The 19,114-nt window shown below is 34.3% G+C and carries 12 protein-coding genes; 9 read left to right on the top strand and 3 right to left on the bottom strand.

Annotated features, from left to right (window positions below):
• Positions 1 to 250: 250 nt before the first annotated feature.
• Positions 251 to 1,621, bottom strand: a complete 1,371-nt coding sequence (locus G525_RS0103640; protein WP_157491876.1) for a GIY-YIG nuclease family protein — start codon at positions 1,619 to 1,621, stop codon at positions 251 to 253.
• A gap of 28 nt (positions 1,622 to 1,649) precedes the next feature.
• Here G525_RS0103640 and G525_RS0103635 point away from each other — a divergent pair, with 28 nt between their 5' ends.
• The gene (locus tag G525_RS0103635; protein WP_027124946.1) at positions 1,650 to 3,686 is read left to right on the top strand and encodes an ATP-dependent helicase; all 2,037 of its coding nucleotides are present in this window, start codon (positions 1,650 to 1,652) and stop codon (positions 3,684 to 3,686) included.
• Positions 3,687 to 3,795: 109 nt separating this feature from the next.
• Here the strand turns inward: G525_RS0103635 and G525_RS21995 are convergent, their stop codons facing one another.
• Together G525_RS21995 and G525_RS20125 are read right to left on the bottom strand one after the other, a co-directional pair.
• Entirely contained in the window at positions 3,796 to 3,957 is a 162-nt protein-coding gene (locus tag G525_RS21995; protein ID WP_027124945.1) for a DUF1328 family protein, read from the bottom strand.
• Positions 3,958 to 4,240: 283 nt separating this feature from the next.
• Entirely contained in the window at positions 4,241 to 4,594 is a 354-nt protein-coding gene (locus G525_RS20125) for a hypothetical protein (protein ID WP_051209754.1), read from the bottom strand.
• Positions 4,595 to 5,385: 791 nt separating this feature from the next.
• On the opposite strand from G525_RS20125, the gene G525_RS0103615 reads away from it, so the two are divergent.
• From G525_RS0103615 to G525_RS0103580, 8 genes are all read left to right on the top strand, one after another.
• On the top strand, positions 5,386 to 7,782 hold the full coding sequence (locus G525_RS0103615; protein ID WP_027124943.1) for a type I restriction-modification system subunit M: 2,397 nt from the start codon (positions 5,386 to 5,388) through the stop codon (positions 7,780 to 7,782).
• Complete coding sequence (locus G525_RS0103610; protein WP_027124942.1) at positions 7,782 to 9,104, top strand: restriction endonuclease subunit S; 1,323 nt, start codon at positions 7,782 to 7,784, stop codon at positions 9,102 to 9,104. Before G525_RS0103615 ends, G525_RS0103610 begins: the two co-directional genes overlap by 1 nt.
• A 12-nt stretch (positions 9,105 to 9,116) precedes the next feature.
• Complete coding sequence (locus G525_RS0103605) at positions 9,117 to 9,500, top strand: hypothetical protein (RefSeq protein ID WP_027124941.1); 384 nt, start codon at positions 9,117 to 9,119, stop codon at positions 9,498 to 9,500.
• Entirely contained in the window at positions 9,487 to 13,272 is a 3,786-nt protein-coding gene (locus G525_RS0103600) for an NACHT domain-containing protein (RefSeq protein WP_027124940.1), read from the top strand. Before G525_RS0103605 ends, G525_RS0103600 begins: the two co-directional genes overlap by 14 nt.
• A 4-nt stretch (positions 13,273 to 13,276) precedes the next feature.
• A complete protein-coding gene (locus G525_RS0103595; RefSeq protein WP_027124939.1) occupies positions 13,277 to 16,336 on the top strand; it encodes a type I restriction endonuclease subunit R in 3,060 nt (1,019 codons plus the stop codon).
• Between the two features lie 28 nt (positions 16,337 to 16,364).
• A complete protein-coding gene (locus G525_RS0103590) occupies positions 16,365 to 17,048 on the top strand; it encodes a hypothetical protein (protein ID WP_157491875.1) in 684 nt (227 codons plus the stop codon).
• Between the two features lie 4 nt (positions 17,049 to 17,052).
• Positions 17,053 to 18,066, top strand: a complete 1,014-nt coding sequence (locus G525_RS0103585) for a hypothetical protein (protein WP_027124937.1) — start codon at positions 17,053 to 17,055, stop codon at positions 18,064 to 18,066.
• Positions 18,067 to 18,406: 340 nt separating this feature from the next.
• A complete protein-coding gene (locus G525_RS0103580) occupies positions 18,407 to 19,081 on the top strand; it encodes a HEPN domain-containing protein (protein ID WP_051209752.1) in 675 nt (224 codons plus the stop codon).
• The last annotated feature ends 33 nt before the right edge of the window (positions 19,082 to 19,114 follow it).

Genomic DNA, 19,114 nt, shown 5'->3' with positions numbered 1-19,114 from the left:
CGACAGAAACTAAGAGGTATCGCTGCTAAGCTGATCAATCAATGAAGTGCATGTGTCCTGTACCTTAGAGCTGTTTAAATCCATTTACTGTGATGGATCCTCTAAAGTTAAAAATCCCGAAGATTCGTTCGGGATTTTTTGAATATGGGTTTAGCACGGTGCTGCGCATTCTTTACTCTTAGAGTAAATGATAGAAATGGATTCCTAAAATAATTTTGACGATAGCGGATTTCTTTAAAATTGCGCAGTATTAGAAGTCTGTTAAAATCAAAATATGATCTTTCGGCACCAATGCATCCAATCCACTGACTATTCGAGAGGTATCATAATTGTTGCGCTGCCTGATTAAATGGCCTAAGACGTCATTGGTAGTTGAGACAATTTCATTGTTGTCAATAAATCCATAACCTTCATAAATCCCATTCACCATATAAATAAATGCATCCTCTTGACTATGACGTCCTTTCAGTTTATAAATTTTACTGGATTTCCTATTTTTAAACTGTTTAAATGCAGACTCAAAACGCTCGTTATAATCCGTTATCAGTGTTTTGTCTGCACATACACACTGCTGTCGTTTAACAGTCACCTTACTGCAGGGCCCCTTAATTTTTTCAATCCCACAGTGCTTTCTACAAAGATTGAATTCATTACAAAAATTTTCCAGAGCCTGTTTTACTGAAACCCGATTAAAATAACGCTCCGGCATATTGTCCTTGATGTCTTTCCGAGTGATTTGCAACTTGTGGATGCCCTTGGCCGTTTTTCCTTTGTTGATAATATAGGGCGCCGGATCTTTAACTTGTTGGGTGTTGTAGATAGGTTTTAAATCCTTAATGTTTGCAGATTCTATAAGTTGCGCAATCATATCGTTTCCCGAATACTCTACTTGAATCGAATTTACTCTTGAATAATCGATTGCATTTTCTTTTGATGGTTGCGAAAAATGACTTTGCAGACGTTTTTTGATTTGACGCGCTTTCCCAACATAGATCACTTCCTTAAACTCATCCAAAAAGAAATACACGCCAGGGGCCATTTTAAAATCTCCAATGTTTACATCCTTGTGATAGACCGATGGATTTGGCAAGGAGTCTTGAATAATGAGTGTATTGTCAACATAACGGTGCATGAGCTCAATAAAACGCTGGGCATATACCTCGCTTTGATACCACAGATTTTCATTATTTTTAAGATATTCTGAAATTGGATTGTTTTGGGATTTTTCAGTCTTATGAAAGAGATATTTTGGATGGGTATTAAAATTGTAGCCAATGGTCTTGAATTGCGATTTGAGCAGTAAAAAATGCTTAGCTTCCACAAATACCAATTGATTGTTCTGGAAAATTTCTATTAATTCATCCGCGCTATCACAAAATGGGGGTGAAGCCAAAACTTTTAATCGGTCTACCCGCTCTAGGTCATAAGTTTTTTTTGGTATACTAATTTCGGGCCTAATATTAAAGGTCATGAAATTGTGCGGATCTTCATCGTTTTGAAGGACTAACCGATAAGGAATCTCACTTTTTTTGCCAGCCGTAAGCGTTTGAATATAGACAAATATCATTAGAGCAAAAATAAGAATTTTTAACGCTACAGAAAAAAATTCGTATCTTCTCATTATTCAATATCTTTACAAAAATGCCATTTTGGAAAATCACAAACTAAACGAAAAACAGAAAAAAGCAGTTGAATTTGAGGGGAAGCATTTACTTGTCTTAGCTGGGGCAGGTACCGGAAAAACACGATGTATCGTTGGCCGGGCGGCTTATCTTATTGAACAGGGCATTTCCCCGGAAAAAATCCAAATTCTTACCTTTACAAAACGTTCTGCCAATGAAATTGTGGAGCGGGTAAAAGCGTCGCTCTCTACAAATCAGGCCCAGAGTTTGAATGGTTCTACATTCCATTCGTGGTGCAATCAACTTATTGTGCGCTACCCAAATTTATTTGGTGCTTCAGGATATACCGTTATTGATCCAGACGATCAGCTGAGTGTCATGAAAATGGTTTGCGGGGATCAAATTATAGAGTACAAGGGAATCCGGATTAAGCCCCAGCAATTAATAGACATCTATTCTTATGGGCGCAATACACGGCAAAATTTGTCCAATGCCATACGAGAACAGGTTTATAAAGGGAAAATAGATGATGACACTACCGATGAGATTGACATAATCCGTCCCAAAATTGAGGTGTTGTTAAAAGCCTATCAAGCCAAAAAAGGAGAAGGCCGTTATATTGACTACGACGATCTTTTATTGGTAGTGGCAAATAGATTGCGCAATGACAAAGCGGCACGTGATATTCTAAACCAACAGATAAAACACCTGTTAATAGATGAATTTCAAGATACGAATCCGCTGCAATGGTTCTTGTTGGAGCCTTTTTTGGAAATTGCCAATTTTTACTGTGTTGGGGATGATGCCCAGTCTATTTACTCCTTTAGAGGAGCCGATTTTAAAAACGTCCACCTCTTTAAAGAACGGGTACCAGAAGCGGAGATCCTGATTTTGGACAAAAATTATAGATCGACCCAAGAAATTTTAGACCTTTCCAATTGGCTCATTGATCAATCTCCTTTAGACTATAAAAAACAACTGGTTGCAGCACGCGGTCCAGGAAGGATTCCGACATTGATAAATGTCTCCACCCAATGGGAAGAGGCCAATTTTATTGCGGAACATATCCTTGAGAATTTTACCGAAAACAACAAACAGTTTGCAGACCACCTCATCCTTTCAAAATCCACCTATTATACAAAACCATTACAGGCCGTTTTCATTCAAAAGAAAATACCTTATGTTACTTACGGCGGAAGGAAATTCATGGAAGCCGCCCATATAAAAGATGTGATTTCTGCACTAAGGGTGGTCAACAATCATTATGATGAAATAGGCTGGATGCGTTTTTTAACGTTTTGGGATGGGATAGGCGAAATTAGAGCCGGCAAATATATTTCAAAACTTGTGACTTATGAGGATCCGCTGCAATGCGCAGAAAATTTGGCCGATATCATCGGAGGTCCAGAGGGTGAGACCATAAGTGATATTTATAATACGATTTTTCTCAATTCGGGGAACGTGAAAGTCGCGCTTCAGGAAACTTATGCCAGGATGGAACGGTCCTTAGCCTTCAAATATCGAAAGGATTGGAAAGAAAAACGAAAATCGGATTTTCCGGTTCTGGAGATGTTGGGGGACAACTATGCCTCCATTGGCCAGCTGATTTCAGAAGGTATTTTGGAGAATGCCAAACAGTTGAATGGCGAGCCGGTTTTGGAAGGCTCACAGATTAGCGATAGTGAGATTAAAGATCACGTGATTATTTCCACCGTACACTCCGCCAAAGGATTGGAGGCGGACGTTTGTTATGTGCTCAACGTATCGCCCAAGGTCTATCCTAGTGCATGGAATCTTGGCAGTGACGATAAAATTGAAGAAGATCGACGTGTATTATACGTTGCGCTTACCAGGGCAAAAAACGAATTGATCATTACTAGGGATACAAATTCCATAAATACGGTTAGCAAAGCCAAATCAGTGGGCTTTAATTCCAAATATTTTTTGGAAGAACTCCCAGAACCTCTCATCGCGCAGTTGGTCAATCCCTATACATTGATAAAGCCTAGAGATATTGCTAAGCCAAATGAAATTGACCTTTCATTTGGCATGGATTTCTCATAAAACTAGGCGTGCCGTGTTTTCAAAAACAATTGAAATCTTGTTTCAATAACCAGGTATGGAGAGGAAAACATTTCTTCTCCTTCGATTAAAAACAATAGTTCGGGATCGCTTAAAATATCTTTTTGTAGACTAAAAAAGCGATGATTGCGCCAATAATAAAAATAAAGAATATAATCTTGGCAATTCCGGCAGCTGCTTCAGAAATTCCACCGAATCCAAAAATTCCGGCCACAATGGCAATAATGATACAAATAATAAACCATCTAAACATAATAACACTATTTAAGAATTAATCAGGTGCTTATTAAATGTGTAGATGGTTATCGCAATACCTATTTTTAGTTGCTTTAATAGTTGGTCAACTAAAAATCAGATCACATGGATTCTATATTTATACGCTACGAAACAATTATTTCAAAGGATTTTTAAAACGGATGGTGTTCTATGGAGGCATCGATTCTTAGGCCAACTCTATGTGGACGTTGGGAATCCATTTATAGAGACATATAACGGAATACAAATTACCTATAAAAATGGCAAAAGAATTGGAGATACTATTTTGCTTGCTTCGCATCAGGTGGTAACATAAAATCATCTTTGACGTTTTCCTCAGGAATCAAATTCATAAAGCTATGAATCGCATTGTCAGCATTTGCGCCATAATTTGCTAATATGGTGCCTCTACTTCCGTCTGAGGTTTCCAAAATATACAATAATGACATGTCAGAAGGATTGCTCATTCCTTCATAGCGGTGTTCTTTCAAGATAAAAACGTCTTGGGGCTGATAACGCTGCTTTGATTTTAAATTTTCTAATTGATCATCAACAACTCTGTATTGATCGGTAAAACCAGCGGCTTCATAACGTCTGATATAATCCAATTCGTTCTTACTGTTTTGAGTAGTCATAATTTACATATTTAATGAAAAGTGGTGGTTTAATGGAATACCAAAGATAGCTGTTAAATCTAAGAATGTTGGTCACAATCGCATATTTTCTTAATCATTATGAGAATTATAGTTTATGTACACTATTTCTAAAAATTGGAATTTGTGCATTTTAAGGTTTAGATTTTATTGGTCGAATCCTCAAAATATAGGACTTAGGAAGGCACTTGAAAGTCGTATGTTGTGGAATTTCTTCAAAATTTGGACTCTCATAGGATGAGCGATTAATTAGATGATGCCTATTATCAGGATCTGAAAAAGACCAGCTTCAAGCCCTCTTGACTCTTGGTTTCTGCAGTATTGTTTCTTTCACTCTCATCATCTCTATTTGAATAGTTCTCCAATCTAAATAATTTCTTTAATTGCCGATGACTTATGAACGCTGCGGAATTCCGCATGTCCATATGCAACTCTTTCCGTAATTTGTAAGATAATTTAGGGACAAGAGTAGGAAGCTTATTAATAATCTTCATATATTGACACTCCCTAATAAAACGCTATAATTGCCCTAACAGTTATAGTGTTTAACTAAACTAAACGTGATCTCACCCTATTATGAGTCAAAAGACCAATTCCAAAAGTGAAATTCAAAGAAATATTTCAGACATTATTCTAGTGACTTGAGTGATTATAAAACAGTCGCGTTAACCATATAAAAGTAAATCACTTGTCTTATATATTTGCACGTACAACAACAACAACAAGTACTTGAACATGTATATTTGAAAACCTATAAAAAAATTTAAAAATTAATGAATAAATCTTCTCATAACAAACTTGTATCCTTTATTTGGTCCATTGCGGACGACTGTTTAAGAGATGTTTATGTCCGAGGAAAATACCGTGACGTCATATTGCCAATGATTGTATTGCGTCGGTTAGATGCGCTTTTAGAGCCTACCAAAGATGCCGTACTTGAAGAGTTGGCATTTCAGCGTGATGAAGCTGGTTTTACGGAATGGGACGAGTCTGGATTACGTGAAGCATCAGGGTATGTGTTTTATAATACGAGTAAATGGACGTTACAGAAAATTAAATATACTGCTACCAACAGCACCCAAATTTTACAAGCCAATTTTGAGGATTATTTAAACGGTTTCAGTCCTAACGTTAAGGAAATCGTTGATAAGTTTAAACTCCGCAGCCAAGTGCGCCATATGGCCACCAAAGACGTGTTGTTGGATGTGTTGGAAAAATTCACATCGCCGTACATCAACTTAACGCCGCACGAGAAGGAAGATCCAGAAGGTAGAAGTTTACCAGCGCTTTCTAACTTAGGCATGGGGTATGTATTTGAGGAGTTGATTCGGAAATTTAACGAAGAAAATAACGAAGAAGCAGGAGAGCACTTTACACCAAGAGAGGTGATCGACTTGATGACGCATATTATTTTTGATCCTATTAAAGATAATCTTCCACCGGTGATGACCATTTATGATCCGGCATGTGGTTCTGGAGGCATGCTTACCGAGTCTCAAAACTTTATTAAGGATGAAGAAGGTTCTATTAGAGCCATGGGCGATGTCTATCTCTTCGGAAAGGAAATTAACGACGAGACCTACGCCATCTGTAAATCGGATATGATGATTAAGGGCAATAACCCTGAAAATATCCGTGTGGGTTCCACATTATCTACCGATGAATTTGCGGGAACCACCTTCGATTTTATGCTCTCCAATCCACCTTACGGGAAATCATGGAGCAGTGAGCAAAAATATATTAAAGACGGAAAAGATGTCATCGACCCACGTTTTAAAGTGGTGCTTTCAGATTATTGGGGCGTTGAAGAAGAAGTAGATGCCACGCCACGTTCTTCAGATGGACAATTGTTGTTTTTGATGGAAATGGTCAATAAAATGAAACCATTAACCCAAAGTGCCACAGGTACGCGCATTGCTTCTGTACATAACGGAAGTAGCCTTTTTACAGGCGATGCTGGTGGTGGCGAAAGTAATATCCGTCGTTACATTATAGAAAATGATTTGTTGGAAGCCATTGTGCAAATGCCGAACAACTTGTTTTACAATACAGGCATTACCACCTATATCTGGATTTTAAGCAACAACAAAGCCGCACACCGTAAAGGCAAAGTGCAACTTATAGATGCCAGTGAGCTTTATAGAAAACTACGTAAAAATTTAGGGAATAAAAACTGCGAGTTTGCGCCAGAGCATATTGACGAAATTTTAAAAGTTTATACGGAAATGAAAGCTATGGAAAGCGAAGGAGATAACCCTATTGCAGCCCAAGTTTTTGATAATGAAGATTTCGGATACTACAAAGTGACTATTGAGCGCCCAAAACGTCTCAAAACACAGTTTACAGAAGAACGTATTGAAAGCCTGCGTTATGATAAGTATTTGGAAGAACCGATGCGCTACGCCTATGAAACTTATGGCGAAAGTGTCTACAAGGACATTAGTGCGCACGCCAAAGAAATTTTGGAATGGTGTGATCAAAACGATTTAAATCTGACTTCAGCCAACAAGAAGAAACTCACCAAAAAAGACACTTGGAAAAAGCACTTACACCAATTAAAACTTGCTGAGAAGTTAGCAGTGCATTTTGGTGATAACGTATTTACTGATTACAATGCCTTTGAAGGAGAGGTAAACAATATTATTAAATCTGAAAAACTTGATGCCTCAGCATCCGATAAGAAAGCTGTTTTAAATGCAGTCAGCTGGTATGATGCCGAAGCTGAAAAAGTCATCAAGAAAAAGGAAAAACTAAGTGGCGATAAATTGCAGAACCTCCTAATCCATTTAGGATGTAAAGAAGAAGATTTACCTAATTATGGGTATTTCCCTGTTGGTCACACTGAGAAGCCTGTCCTGAGCGAGTCGAAGGGCAGTCGAAGTGCTAAAGGAGGGGAATATATTACTTACGAAACCGAAAGCGATCTCCGAGATACCGAAAACGTGCCATTGAAAGACAACATCCATGATTACTTCTTAAAAGAGGTAAAACCTCATGTTGATGAAGCTTGGATTAACTTGGATAACACCAAAATTGGTTACGAAATCAGTTTCAATAAATACTTCTACAAGCACACGCCATTGCGCAGTATTGAAGACGTCACTAAAGACATTTTAGACTTAGAAAAACAAAGTGATGGTTTAATTTCTGAAATCTTAAACTTGGTGTAATGGTAGAGGTAGAAAATAAAACACAGCGTTACGATTCCTATAAAAATTCTGGAGTAGAATGGTTGGGAGAGATTCCTGAGCATTGGGAGATAAAGCCAGGCTTCACAATTTTATCAGAAAGCAAAACGAAAAATATTGGTTTTTTGGAAAAGACAGTTCTTTCTTTAAGCTATGGTAATGTAGTAATAAAACCAGAAGAAAAATTAACTGGATTGGTTCCTGAATCTTTTGAAACATATCAGATTGTTCAACCTGGAGATATAATTATTCGCCCAACAGATTTACAAAATGATAAAACAAGTTTAAGAACAGGTTTAGCAAAAGATAATGGAATTATAACGAGTGCATACATTAATCTAAGAGTTAGTAAAGCATACGACAACAATTTTTATCATTATTACTTACACACAATAGATATTAATAAAGTTATCTATGGTTTAGGTTCAGGCTTGAGACAAAACATAAGCTTTGATGATTTTAAGAGGTTTCCATTCCCACTTCCACCCCTCCAAGAACAAACCGCCATCGCCCAATTTTTAGATGATAAAACCACTAAAATTGATCATGCGGTATCGGTAAAAGAAAAGCAAATTGAACTGCTCAAAGAACGCAAACAAATCCTTATTCACAAAGCGGTAACACGTGGTTTAGATGATACTGTAAAACTAAAAGACTCTGGTGTGGAGTGGATTGGGGAGATTCCGGAGCATTGGGAGGTGAAGAAGCTTAAAGAGTTATGTAAGGCTTATGGTAGGATTGGTTTTAGAGGATATACTACATCAGATTTAGTGAATGAAGGTGAAGGAGCTATAACAATAAGTCCTTCAAATATTAAGGATGAATTTATGACTTTTGAAAAATGTAGTTATTTAAGTTGGAAGAAATATGAGGAGTCACCAGAGATACAAATATTTAATAATGATGTATTAGTTGTAAAAACAGGTTCAACTTTTGGGAAGATAGGGATTGTTAAAGATTTACCATTAAAAGCAACTATTAACCCTCAATTGTTAGTTTTAAAGGACATTAGTATTAGTCCTGATTATTTTTATTCTGCTTTAAAAACAAGTATGATTCAAATTCAGATTCAAAAAGAGGTAATTGGAAGTACCATTCCGACTATTTCGGAAACTAAAATTTTAAATTTCAAAATAGCTTTGCCACCTCAAATACAAATTGAAAAGACAGTTGTTTACCTAAATAATTTAAATGAAAAATTTAAAACCGCCATTTCCCTAAAACAGCAAGAAATTGAGAAGTTAAAGGAGTATAAGAGTAGTTTAATTAACAGTGTGGTAACGGGGAAGGTTAAGATGTGTTAAAATATATTGTATATGAAAATGTTTTGGGACATAATAGTAATGGTTGTGAAATGGTTAATTCGCAGAAAACGATTATATCGTATTGCTGGATTTGCAAGCGTTACCTATATTTTTTTTGAGCTTAATAATGCAGATATTCCAAAAGAGGCCGAACCTAATTATGCAGAAATTGGTAAGAAATATGGTGAAACTATAAAAGCTATATCTGGCTGGCTTGTAGATAAGTTTGGAAGTGGAATAAATTGGTTTGGTATAGCTATAGCTCTGATAATATTGTTGATTTGTCTACTAATAGAGTTTAACATCTTAAAACCTCAAAAAGTAATTAATGCAAAGAATATCTTTTCTGGTTGGTTTCAAATAAATAATCAAACAAACTACTATGACAAAGAATAAGAATATCTTTTCTGGTTGGTTTCAGATAAATACCATTAAAAATTATAAAATATTTAGAAGGCCATTTAAGGTAAACAAAACCTATTTTAATAAATTAAAAACAAAACATTTCACAAGAGAATTTACCTCTAAATATAACGAAAGACTTTTTGTAGATCAAGATAAAGATTCAGGTCAATTGTTGATAAATGAAATTCTTTTAAACAATGCGCATTTTCAATATTTATCTAATGAATTAAGAATTTTAGAGGATTGGATTGAAGACTATAAACACGAGTATCTAAATCTTAAAAGTCTTTTAAATGTTGAAGGAATTCAAATTAATAAGAATTCAAAGCAATATAAACAGTTAGAGTTATTAGAAGCTAAAAGCCAAGATTTTCTAAGAACTATTAAAGAAAATCAAGCAATCATCAATGGTGGTTTGGTCTTACCTCTTCAATTTAAAACATTAGACAATAGGGATCTTGAAGTACCAGAAAATTTTGTTTTTGAAAGATTACAAGAGTACGATCCAGAGCATCGTTTTATTGAAGAAGAGCCATCTGAAAATTTTGCAATAATTATTGTTTTCAGAAGGCTAACGGAAATAGTTACACAGCTTAAAAGTGTAAACAGATTATTAGAGAAACAAAAATATTCACAAAATAAATTTATTCGTGGAAATGCGGGAATGGGGAAGTCTAATTTTTCCGCATTCTTATATACTGCTTTGCTAAAGAAAAATAATCCAGCGATAATTATTGGAGGTAAATCATTTAATGGAGATCCAAATGGCTTTGATAAATTATTTATGGACAATCTTATGGTTCCTAATAATTATCAAATAGAAGAAGTTCTAGATAAGTTAAATAAATACGGATTAAAAAATAAATGCAGAGTTGCATTAGTAATTGATGGCATAAATGAAACCAGTTTTGCCCATAGTGGTTTTAGTAAGTTATGGGAAAATAGTCTAGATAGCTTTATTGAAACTCTCAAAAACTACTCTTATCTATATTTGGTTGTCACATTAAGAACCTCATACATTTCAAGAATTTGGTCTAATAACAGTATTCCTTATAATGAGATTCATCTTAACGGATTTAACATTAATAATCTTGGTAAGCTTGTAAAGAAATATTTTCATGAATATAAAATAAACATTGAACCAATTAAACCAACAGATATTTACTATTTCAGCACACCATTATATCTAGACTTGTACTGTAAAATGCTTAATGGTGACAAAGCCAATGAAGTTGAACCACTTTTGGGATTGGATGGGTTTAAGGAGGTTTTTGATATCTATAAAGATTCTTTAGCAGATAAAACGCGTCTTAAGTTAAATTTACTAACGAAAAATCAAGTTGTTGAAGGTATTGATAGAGTTTCTGAAGAAATGATTGATGAGCTGGAGGCCTTTGTTCCTATTGAATTGTATTATGAAAGAATGGATGGAAAAAAAGTCGATACAATTGAAAAAACTATTGGATTTGAAATATTGGAAGAATATTTAATCTATTTAGATGATAATCTCAATAATAAAGATGTTATAGTCCATACTCAACAAGAAGTTGGTGGTTATTTACTGGCCAATAAATTGATTACTGATTATGGAAGTATTAATGATGTTGTAAAGTCAGATTTTTTTCAAGATTATATTTTAGGAAATAGTGGAAAACATCATCAGTTAAAAGATGATATCCTTAAATTTTTAATTGCACAAAGTGATTCTAATTCATTATTGTTTACTAAATATATAGATGATGAAGTGGTTAAAAAATTTACAACATTAAACTTATTACGATCAAATACTTCAGATGAGAACAAAAAGTTATCTTCTTTATTATTAGAAACGGACTATTCGTTGGAAGAGGTTAGAACATTAATTAATGATTCTTCTCGCACATTGTATGATCCCCAATCAAACATTAACTTCTTATTCGTTAAAGAGGTTTTATTAAAGCTAGACAATTATGCACTTGATTTTTCGTGGACTTATTTGGTTTACCTAAACAACTCTGAATTTAGGGAGTTCTTAGACTACTATGTTATAAATCCAGATCAATTGGAAGCAGTTTATGAAGATAGATTAGAATTAGAAGTTGCTATTTGGTTATCAGAGACGACAATTCGAGATTTAAGAGATAAAAGTACTCGATTTTTAATTAGATTTTTTGAAAGATTCCCACATTTAATTTTGGACAAAATAATAGAGTATTCAAATACTCAACGAACTTACATCCAAGAAAGACTCGCTCTCGTTTGTTATGGTGTATGTATGCGCCTTCAAAATGATGAACCATTCGTTCAATTACATTTAAAAGGAATTGCAGAAGGCCTTTTTAACTTACAATTCGATTTAGAGCCAACTAATCCGACTTACAATTATATAGTTATTGATAGTTATAAACATATTATTGATTTAGCAATTTATAAGGGTGTTTTTGAATTGCCTGAAAAAGATTTAGAACGTTTATCAACATATAAATTTATAAAGAATGATTGGTTTGAGTTAAATGAAGAAGATTTTAATGCCGTAAGTAGTTCTATTATGTGGAAATCTAGCCCAAACCCAGACCCATTATCTGGAGACTTTGTACACTACACTATTCCTCGTCTTAATAACCTAAATCATGAGAATAGAAATAAACACACGGCTAATATTTATAAGGAGTTATTAAGACTGGGATATGTTCCCAATATCGAAGATTTATCTGATAAAGAATATTCATTCTATGGTGGGTCTAGTTTGATAGGAAACCGTTCAAAAGTGGATAGGCTTGGGAAAAAATATTCTTGGATGGCCTATTTTAATTATGCAGGTTATTTATTAAGCAAAAACAAATTAGGTATTTGGTCTGAAAAAGATTCTTCATATGAGAAGCACTATGAAAGGTTAAGCGATGTGGATATTGAACCAAGCTACGATGAGAATATACCAATTGTACAAAGATTTATTCAAACTGATTTTTTTGAGAAGCGTACTTTAGATAATGGCGAATGGGTAAATGAACATAACTATAATGTTTTAAGTACATTATATAGTAAAGATGACTACACTTTATTGTCTGCTGATATTGATCAAAAGTTAGATGAAAAATATAAAACAAGATCATGGATAAAAGCCCAATCATACTTTGTAAATAAAGATCAAGTAATTGCACATATAGATAAATTAGAAAATCGAGAGTTTGGATGGAAGTTTGATCTTCACGGTAATGGATCAATATCCAAAACGTATTTTGGTGAATTGTATTGGGCTGATAACATTCCTGTCATTAAGAAAGAAAGTCATCATTTACCCTTTATAACTACCAAGGAAATTGAAAGAACTATTGATGAAATGGAAATTAGAGAATCTGGAAATTTTAATTACGAGGATATTGGAAAAGTTGTAAAAGAAACTGTTAATGAAACCTGTTATTTTGAGTATGAACCAACCATCATGGATTTTCTATGGGAGTCAGATTCAAAACTAATACCTTCATTAAGATGTGATATTCCAGCAACTAATATAGGTATACATTTAAATCTCACTGTAGATTCCGCAAATGCTAAAATTTTAGATTCAAATCTAAAATTATGTTTTAAAGAGTACTTAACTGAATATGACTTAAATTCTGAAAATTTCCATTATTTCAGAACTGATTTATTAGAAAAGTATTTAGAAGAAACTAATCAAGTTTTAATGTATCAAATAAAACAACATACATACGATCAAGCTACAGATACTCATCATGAAGATTTTAGAGGAATGCAGTTTGTTTTTTCACCGTTAAATAGATAACATTATGCATAGCCAAACCAACGAACAAGCTCTAGAAGCTGCCATAGAAAAAGCCTTAACAGGAACCTGCTTAGAAGATATGAAAAAGCAAGGGCAATCTATTGATGCCGTAAACGAACAAGCTGCATTGTATAGATCAGGCAATGGTTATTATATTGGGCAGCCTTCTAATTTTAATCCGCAGTTTGCTATAGACGAGCAATTCTTTTGGGATTTCCTTGAAACCACCCAAAAAGAAGAATTAGAAAAGCTACTAAATCAAAGCGATTGGAAACTGAAAATCCTGAATCGCTTGGATCGTATGATTAAAAAATATGGGATTTTGCATCTGCTTAAAAAAGGCTTGCAGGTAGATGATGCCCATTTTACACTCTTTTATCAATTGCCATTGGCGAGTAGTAGTAAACAAGTAAAAGAAAATTTTGCCCAAAACCGCTTTAGCGAAACCAGACAGTTGCGCTATAGTGTGGACAACCCAAGAGAAGAAATAGACTTGGTATTATTTATAAACGGGTTGCCAATTGTAACTATGGAATTAAAAAACCATTGGACAGGGCAAAACGCCCGGGTTCATGGGCAATACCAATACAAAAACCAACGCGATACAAAACAGCCATTATTGCAATTTGCCCGTTGTGTGGTCCACTTTGCTGTGGATACTGATGAGGCCTACATGACTACAAAACTAAACGGGAAAAACACTTTTTTCCTACCGTTTAATAAAGGGAATAAACACGGCAAAGGCAATCCTGAACTATCAAAAGGAGAAATTGGCCATAGAACGAATTATTTATGGAATGAGGTATTTACGAGAGAAAGTTTAGCAAATATCATTCAGCATTTTGTGCGTTTAGATGGTAAAAAGAAAGATCCCATACAGTCAAAAACATTATTTTTTCCACGCTACCATCAAATGAATGTCGTTCGAAAAATAATAGCTGACGCCAGTAGAAATGGCGTTGGACAAACATATCTTATACAGCATTCTGCTGGTTCTGGAAAATCGAATTCTATTACATGGGCGGCGTATCAACTTATAGAAACCTATCCAGAAAGTAATGCGACACCAGGCGTAACAGATTTAGAAAAACCACTCTTTGATTCTGTTATTGTAGTGACCGATAGACGTTTGTTAGATAAGCAAATACGTGATAATATCGCAGATTTTTCAGAGGTTAAAAACATTGTTGCACCTGCATATTCATCTAAAGATTTAAGAGATAGTCTGGAGCAAGGGAAGAAAATTATCATTACGACCATTCAGAAATTCCCATTTATTATTGATGGCATTGCAGATTTAAGTGATAAACGTTTCGCGGTTATTATTGATGAAGCACATAGTAGTCAAAGTGGTTCTGCTCACGATAATATGAATCGTGCCATGGGGCAACAGTTTGATGAGGAGGACGAGACAGATGCACAGGATAAAATTATTCAGGCCATGCAATCCCGTAAAATGCGTGGCAATGCGAGTTATTTAGCCTTTACAGCAACACCAAAGCCAATTACTTTAGAGAAGTTTGGAGTAAAAGATGCCGAAGGGAAGTTTAAACCTTTTCATCTATACTCTATGAAACAGGCTATTGAAGAAGGTTTTATTTTAGATGTTTTGGCCAATTACACCACCTTAAAGAGTTATTATGAAATAGAGAAATCTATTGAAGAAAACCCTTTGTTCGATTCTACCAAAGCACAGAAAAAATTACGAGCTTATGTGGAGCAGCATCAACAAACCATCAACACCAAAGCGGAAATCATTCTCGATCATTTTATTCCTAAAATAGTCAATCAGAAAAAACTAAAAGGTAAGGGGAAGGCAATGGTAATTACGCAGAGTATTGAATCTGCTATCCGCTACTACAAAGCCTTGCAAAATATATTAAAGGATAAAGGACATCCTTTTAAAATTGCGATTGCATTTTCTGGCACCAAAAAAGTGGATGGTATTGAATATACTGAAGCTGATATGAATGGTTTTGCGGAGAAAGACACCCGCTTTAAGTTTGACGAAGATGAGTATCGCATTTTAGTGGTAGCCAATAAATACCTCACGGGATTTGATCAGCCAAAGTTATGTGCTATGTATGTCGATAAGAAATTACAAGGCGTTTTAGCTGTTCAGGCATTGTCACGATTAAATAGAGCGGCAACAAAATTGGGCAAGAAAACAGAGGATGTGTTTGTGCTGGATTTCTTCAATTCAACGGATGACATTAAAAAATCTTTTGATCCTTTTTACACTGCAACCTCTTTAAGTGAAGCTACTGATGTGAATGTTTTACATGAGTTAAAAGATGTTTTAGATGCTGTAGGAGTTTATGAATGGGAAGAAGTAGAAGAGTTCAATACGCGGTTTTTCAATAAAGAAGATGCACAAGTGTTAAGTCCGATAATTGAAAGAGCAGCCGAACGCTTTATTCATGACTTGGAATTAGAAGATGAGGACAAAGCAGATTTTAAGATTAAGGCAAAACAGTTTGTGAAAATCTATGGTCAAATGGCATCCATAATGCCTTATGAGATTTTGAACTGGGAGAAATTGTTTTGGTTTTTAAAATTCTTAATTCCGAAGTTGCCGGTGCGACCTGATGGTACTGATGGATTAGATGAGCTATTAGAATCTGTAGATTTATCCACTTATGGTTTGGAACGCGTAAAGCTAAATGAATCCATAGGCTTAGATGATTCTGAATCAGAAGTAAATCCTCAAAACCCAAATCCGAGAGGCGTACATGGCCCAGGAGAAGATGAAGACCCATTGGATTTGATCATAAATAGTTTCAACGAACGCTGGTTTCAAGGTTGGGAAGCAACTCCAGAGGATCAACGTGTGAAATTTATTAGCTTGACGAAGTCAATTCAGGCGCATCCAGATTTTCAATCCAAAGTTGCAGAGAATTCAGACCAACAAAATAGAGATTTAGCTTTTAAGCGCATATTGGATGACGTTATGTCAAAGCAGCGTAAACAAGAACTAGATCTCTATCGATTGTACGCCAAAGATGATGCTTTTTACCAAGCCTTTTTTGATACGATGAAGCGTATGGCTAATGTGAGTGGGTAGATAAATAATAATAATAATAATAATAAATATGAGAATAGTATTACAATCAATAATTGTCTTAATCTTGGTTGTTTCTTGTAAAAACAAGGAGGATAAGGAAGAAGGATTTGGAGTGAAAAGTATTAATGTGTTAAAATCCGGAATCAATAAAGCTGAATCTTTAATAGTGGAAAAACCCTATCAGTACTTTAAAGACAGAAGCAAAAAAGCAGATTCAATCGAGAAAACTATAATTCATAATCACTTTGAAAATCTTAAAAAAAACTATCCTGAATACAATCTCGTAGCTAATTGGTTTGATTCAAATCCTCCTGAATTAAATGGAGTTAGAGGAAATTATTATAAGATTATAAGAGGTGTTATTAAAGAGGGAAAAACTATTACACGTAAAAATTTTATTAATACATCTCCAACAAATACATATAAATATTTCTTTGAATCAGAAGATTATTATGCGATTTTGGAACTAGATGTTAGTAATGAAGATGTGAAAGTTGTGAATTTTAGAAGGATTTTAAATGGGTATGGTGATGAGCCTATGCATGATTTAATTTTTAATGAGAAAGGTGAGTTAATTAAAGAAATATATCAATCTGACGTGGACCCATCATTATATGAAGAGAATGGGGACTTGTTTTTCGAATTTAAAAAAGATGTAAACAAAGAAAAAATTGTGAACACAATTAATCTAGGAAAGTATTTAGATATTTAATATTATGAATAAATTATTACTATTGATTTTTCCAGTGTTACTTTTTTGTTATGCCTGTAACAAAAAACATCAGAATATTGAGGCATTGAAAAGTATTGGAAGTACAGAAACCACAAATATTGTTGATATAAAAAATTACTCTCCAGAAGAATATAAATCTCAAGCATTAGCAATTTTAAATAATGCGAAAAAAAGGTTAAAAGATACATTACCTATAGTTATTAACGCTCAGGTTGAATTATTTGAGAAAACCTTAGGTGAAATAGAGAAAAGAGCTGTTTTGTCTCTAACATTAGAAGAAACAAACCACGAAATAGACCTTGTCAGGGCTAATGCAGAGAGCGTTTTATTAATGGACGAAATTAGAGTCAATAAGGTTTTTTATGAGGTCGTTAATGAATTAGAAATTTTAAATCTAGAATACAATCAGCATTATAAAAGTAACCCTATACTTTTTAAAGATTATTATGATGTTAGCCCTATCATCCTTAGGGAAGGGGTTTTAGAAAAAATAAATGAGTTAGTCGAAGATGAAAAGGAAAGGATTAAATTAGAAAAAAAAGAGGATCAGATGGAAACGGGACTGATGTTATTAGCGATATTTCCAGGAGGAGCTTCAGCTAAGAATATTTTAAATAAAATTGTTAAAAATGCTAGACTAGCTAAACATACATTAATAGCATCAAAAAACACAAACGTTTTGTCAAATATGACTTCAAAAGTTTTAACAAAACATACTTCTAAATATTTTGTGGAACCGTTATCAAATAATAAGAAAAGAGAAAGAATAGCTCAAAGCTCAGATCGAATCTATAAATCGAAAAATGGAGCGCTAGCTCTGCATAAAACGGGTGACGTTATAAATTCCAACAATACAAAACAAACTGTATTGGTTTTTAAATCTATTAAAAATCAATTACCTGGTAGGATTGGTGATTTCTCAGATGGAATATTAACTCAACCCATTGACTTTTTAAGAAAGATGATTAATGAAAACGCAGAATTAATTAGTAACTAATAAATATTTATAATGTTCTGTTAGTTTTTTCAATATTCCTTAATCATGTTTTCGATATCAAATTCATCTTGTTTTAGAGTTTTGTATTGAAAATCAAAATGTTAATATTGAAAAAGATACTTCTGAACCTATTAGATGATATAATGGTAAAGCCAATTAGCAGGAATTAATTTATTCCTTTTATACTTATGAGAGGAGCCATTTTACCAAACTCTCTATTGATACGATGAAGCGAATGGCAAATGTGAGTGGGATGTGATATAGGAACGGTTAAATAGTGGTTAATTGCTTTGTATAAGGTTTGAGTTAAGGTCTAATGTTTTTTTAAATCCAATTTGAAATGTATCAATCAAAACAGCATTTAGAGGTGGTGAAAGCCTCGTTTTTAAAAGATAAGCTTAAATCCTTAGCTCCTGAGTTAGATGATAATAATGCGATTAGATTACATCGTGCTATTAGCTGGGTGAAATGTGCTGAAGAACAAGCTGCTAATCCCGACTTAAAATTTATAACCCTTTGGATTGCCTTTAACGCGTGTTATGCAGATAGCGATGCGCATGAATTGGTGCTTTCAGAAAAGAAACGCTTTAGGGATTTTATTTCCAAGTTGGTTAATTATGATGCTGAAGATCGATTCTTTAAGTTATTATGGTATAAATTTTCAGGTCCGGTAAGACTCTTAATTGATAATAAATATGCCTACAAACAATTTTGGGATGCGCAACGCGGTCAATCCTTAGACTGGGAGGCACTATTTAAACAATCCAAAATTGATTCCAGAAATTATTTGGCCCATCAACAGGTCTCAAATTTGTTAGAATTGGTTTTAGATCGCTTATACACCGTTCGGAATCAATTAATTCATGGCGGCGCAACCTACCAAAGCAAATTAAATCGCTCACAGGTTAAAGATGCCAGTCAGATTTTAGAATTCTTGTTGCCCATTATAATTGATATCATGATCAACAATGGCGGCGAAGATTGGGGGGTGATTAATTATCCTGTGATTGAGTAATTATAGTTCATTTTATAGAAATCGATATTCCAC

Origin of the sequence: Gelidibacter mesophilus DSM 14095 (assembly GCF_000423005.1) — a bacterium.
In the GTDB taxonomy this organism is placed as follows: domain Bacteria; phylum Bacteroidota; class Bacteroidia; order Flavobacteriales; family Flavobacteriaceae; genus Gelidibacter; species Gelidibacter mesophilus.
Note: the sequence above shows the minus strand (reverse complement) of the source record. Positions and strands in the feature narration are given on the sequence as shown.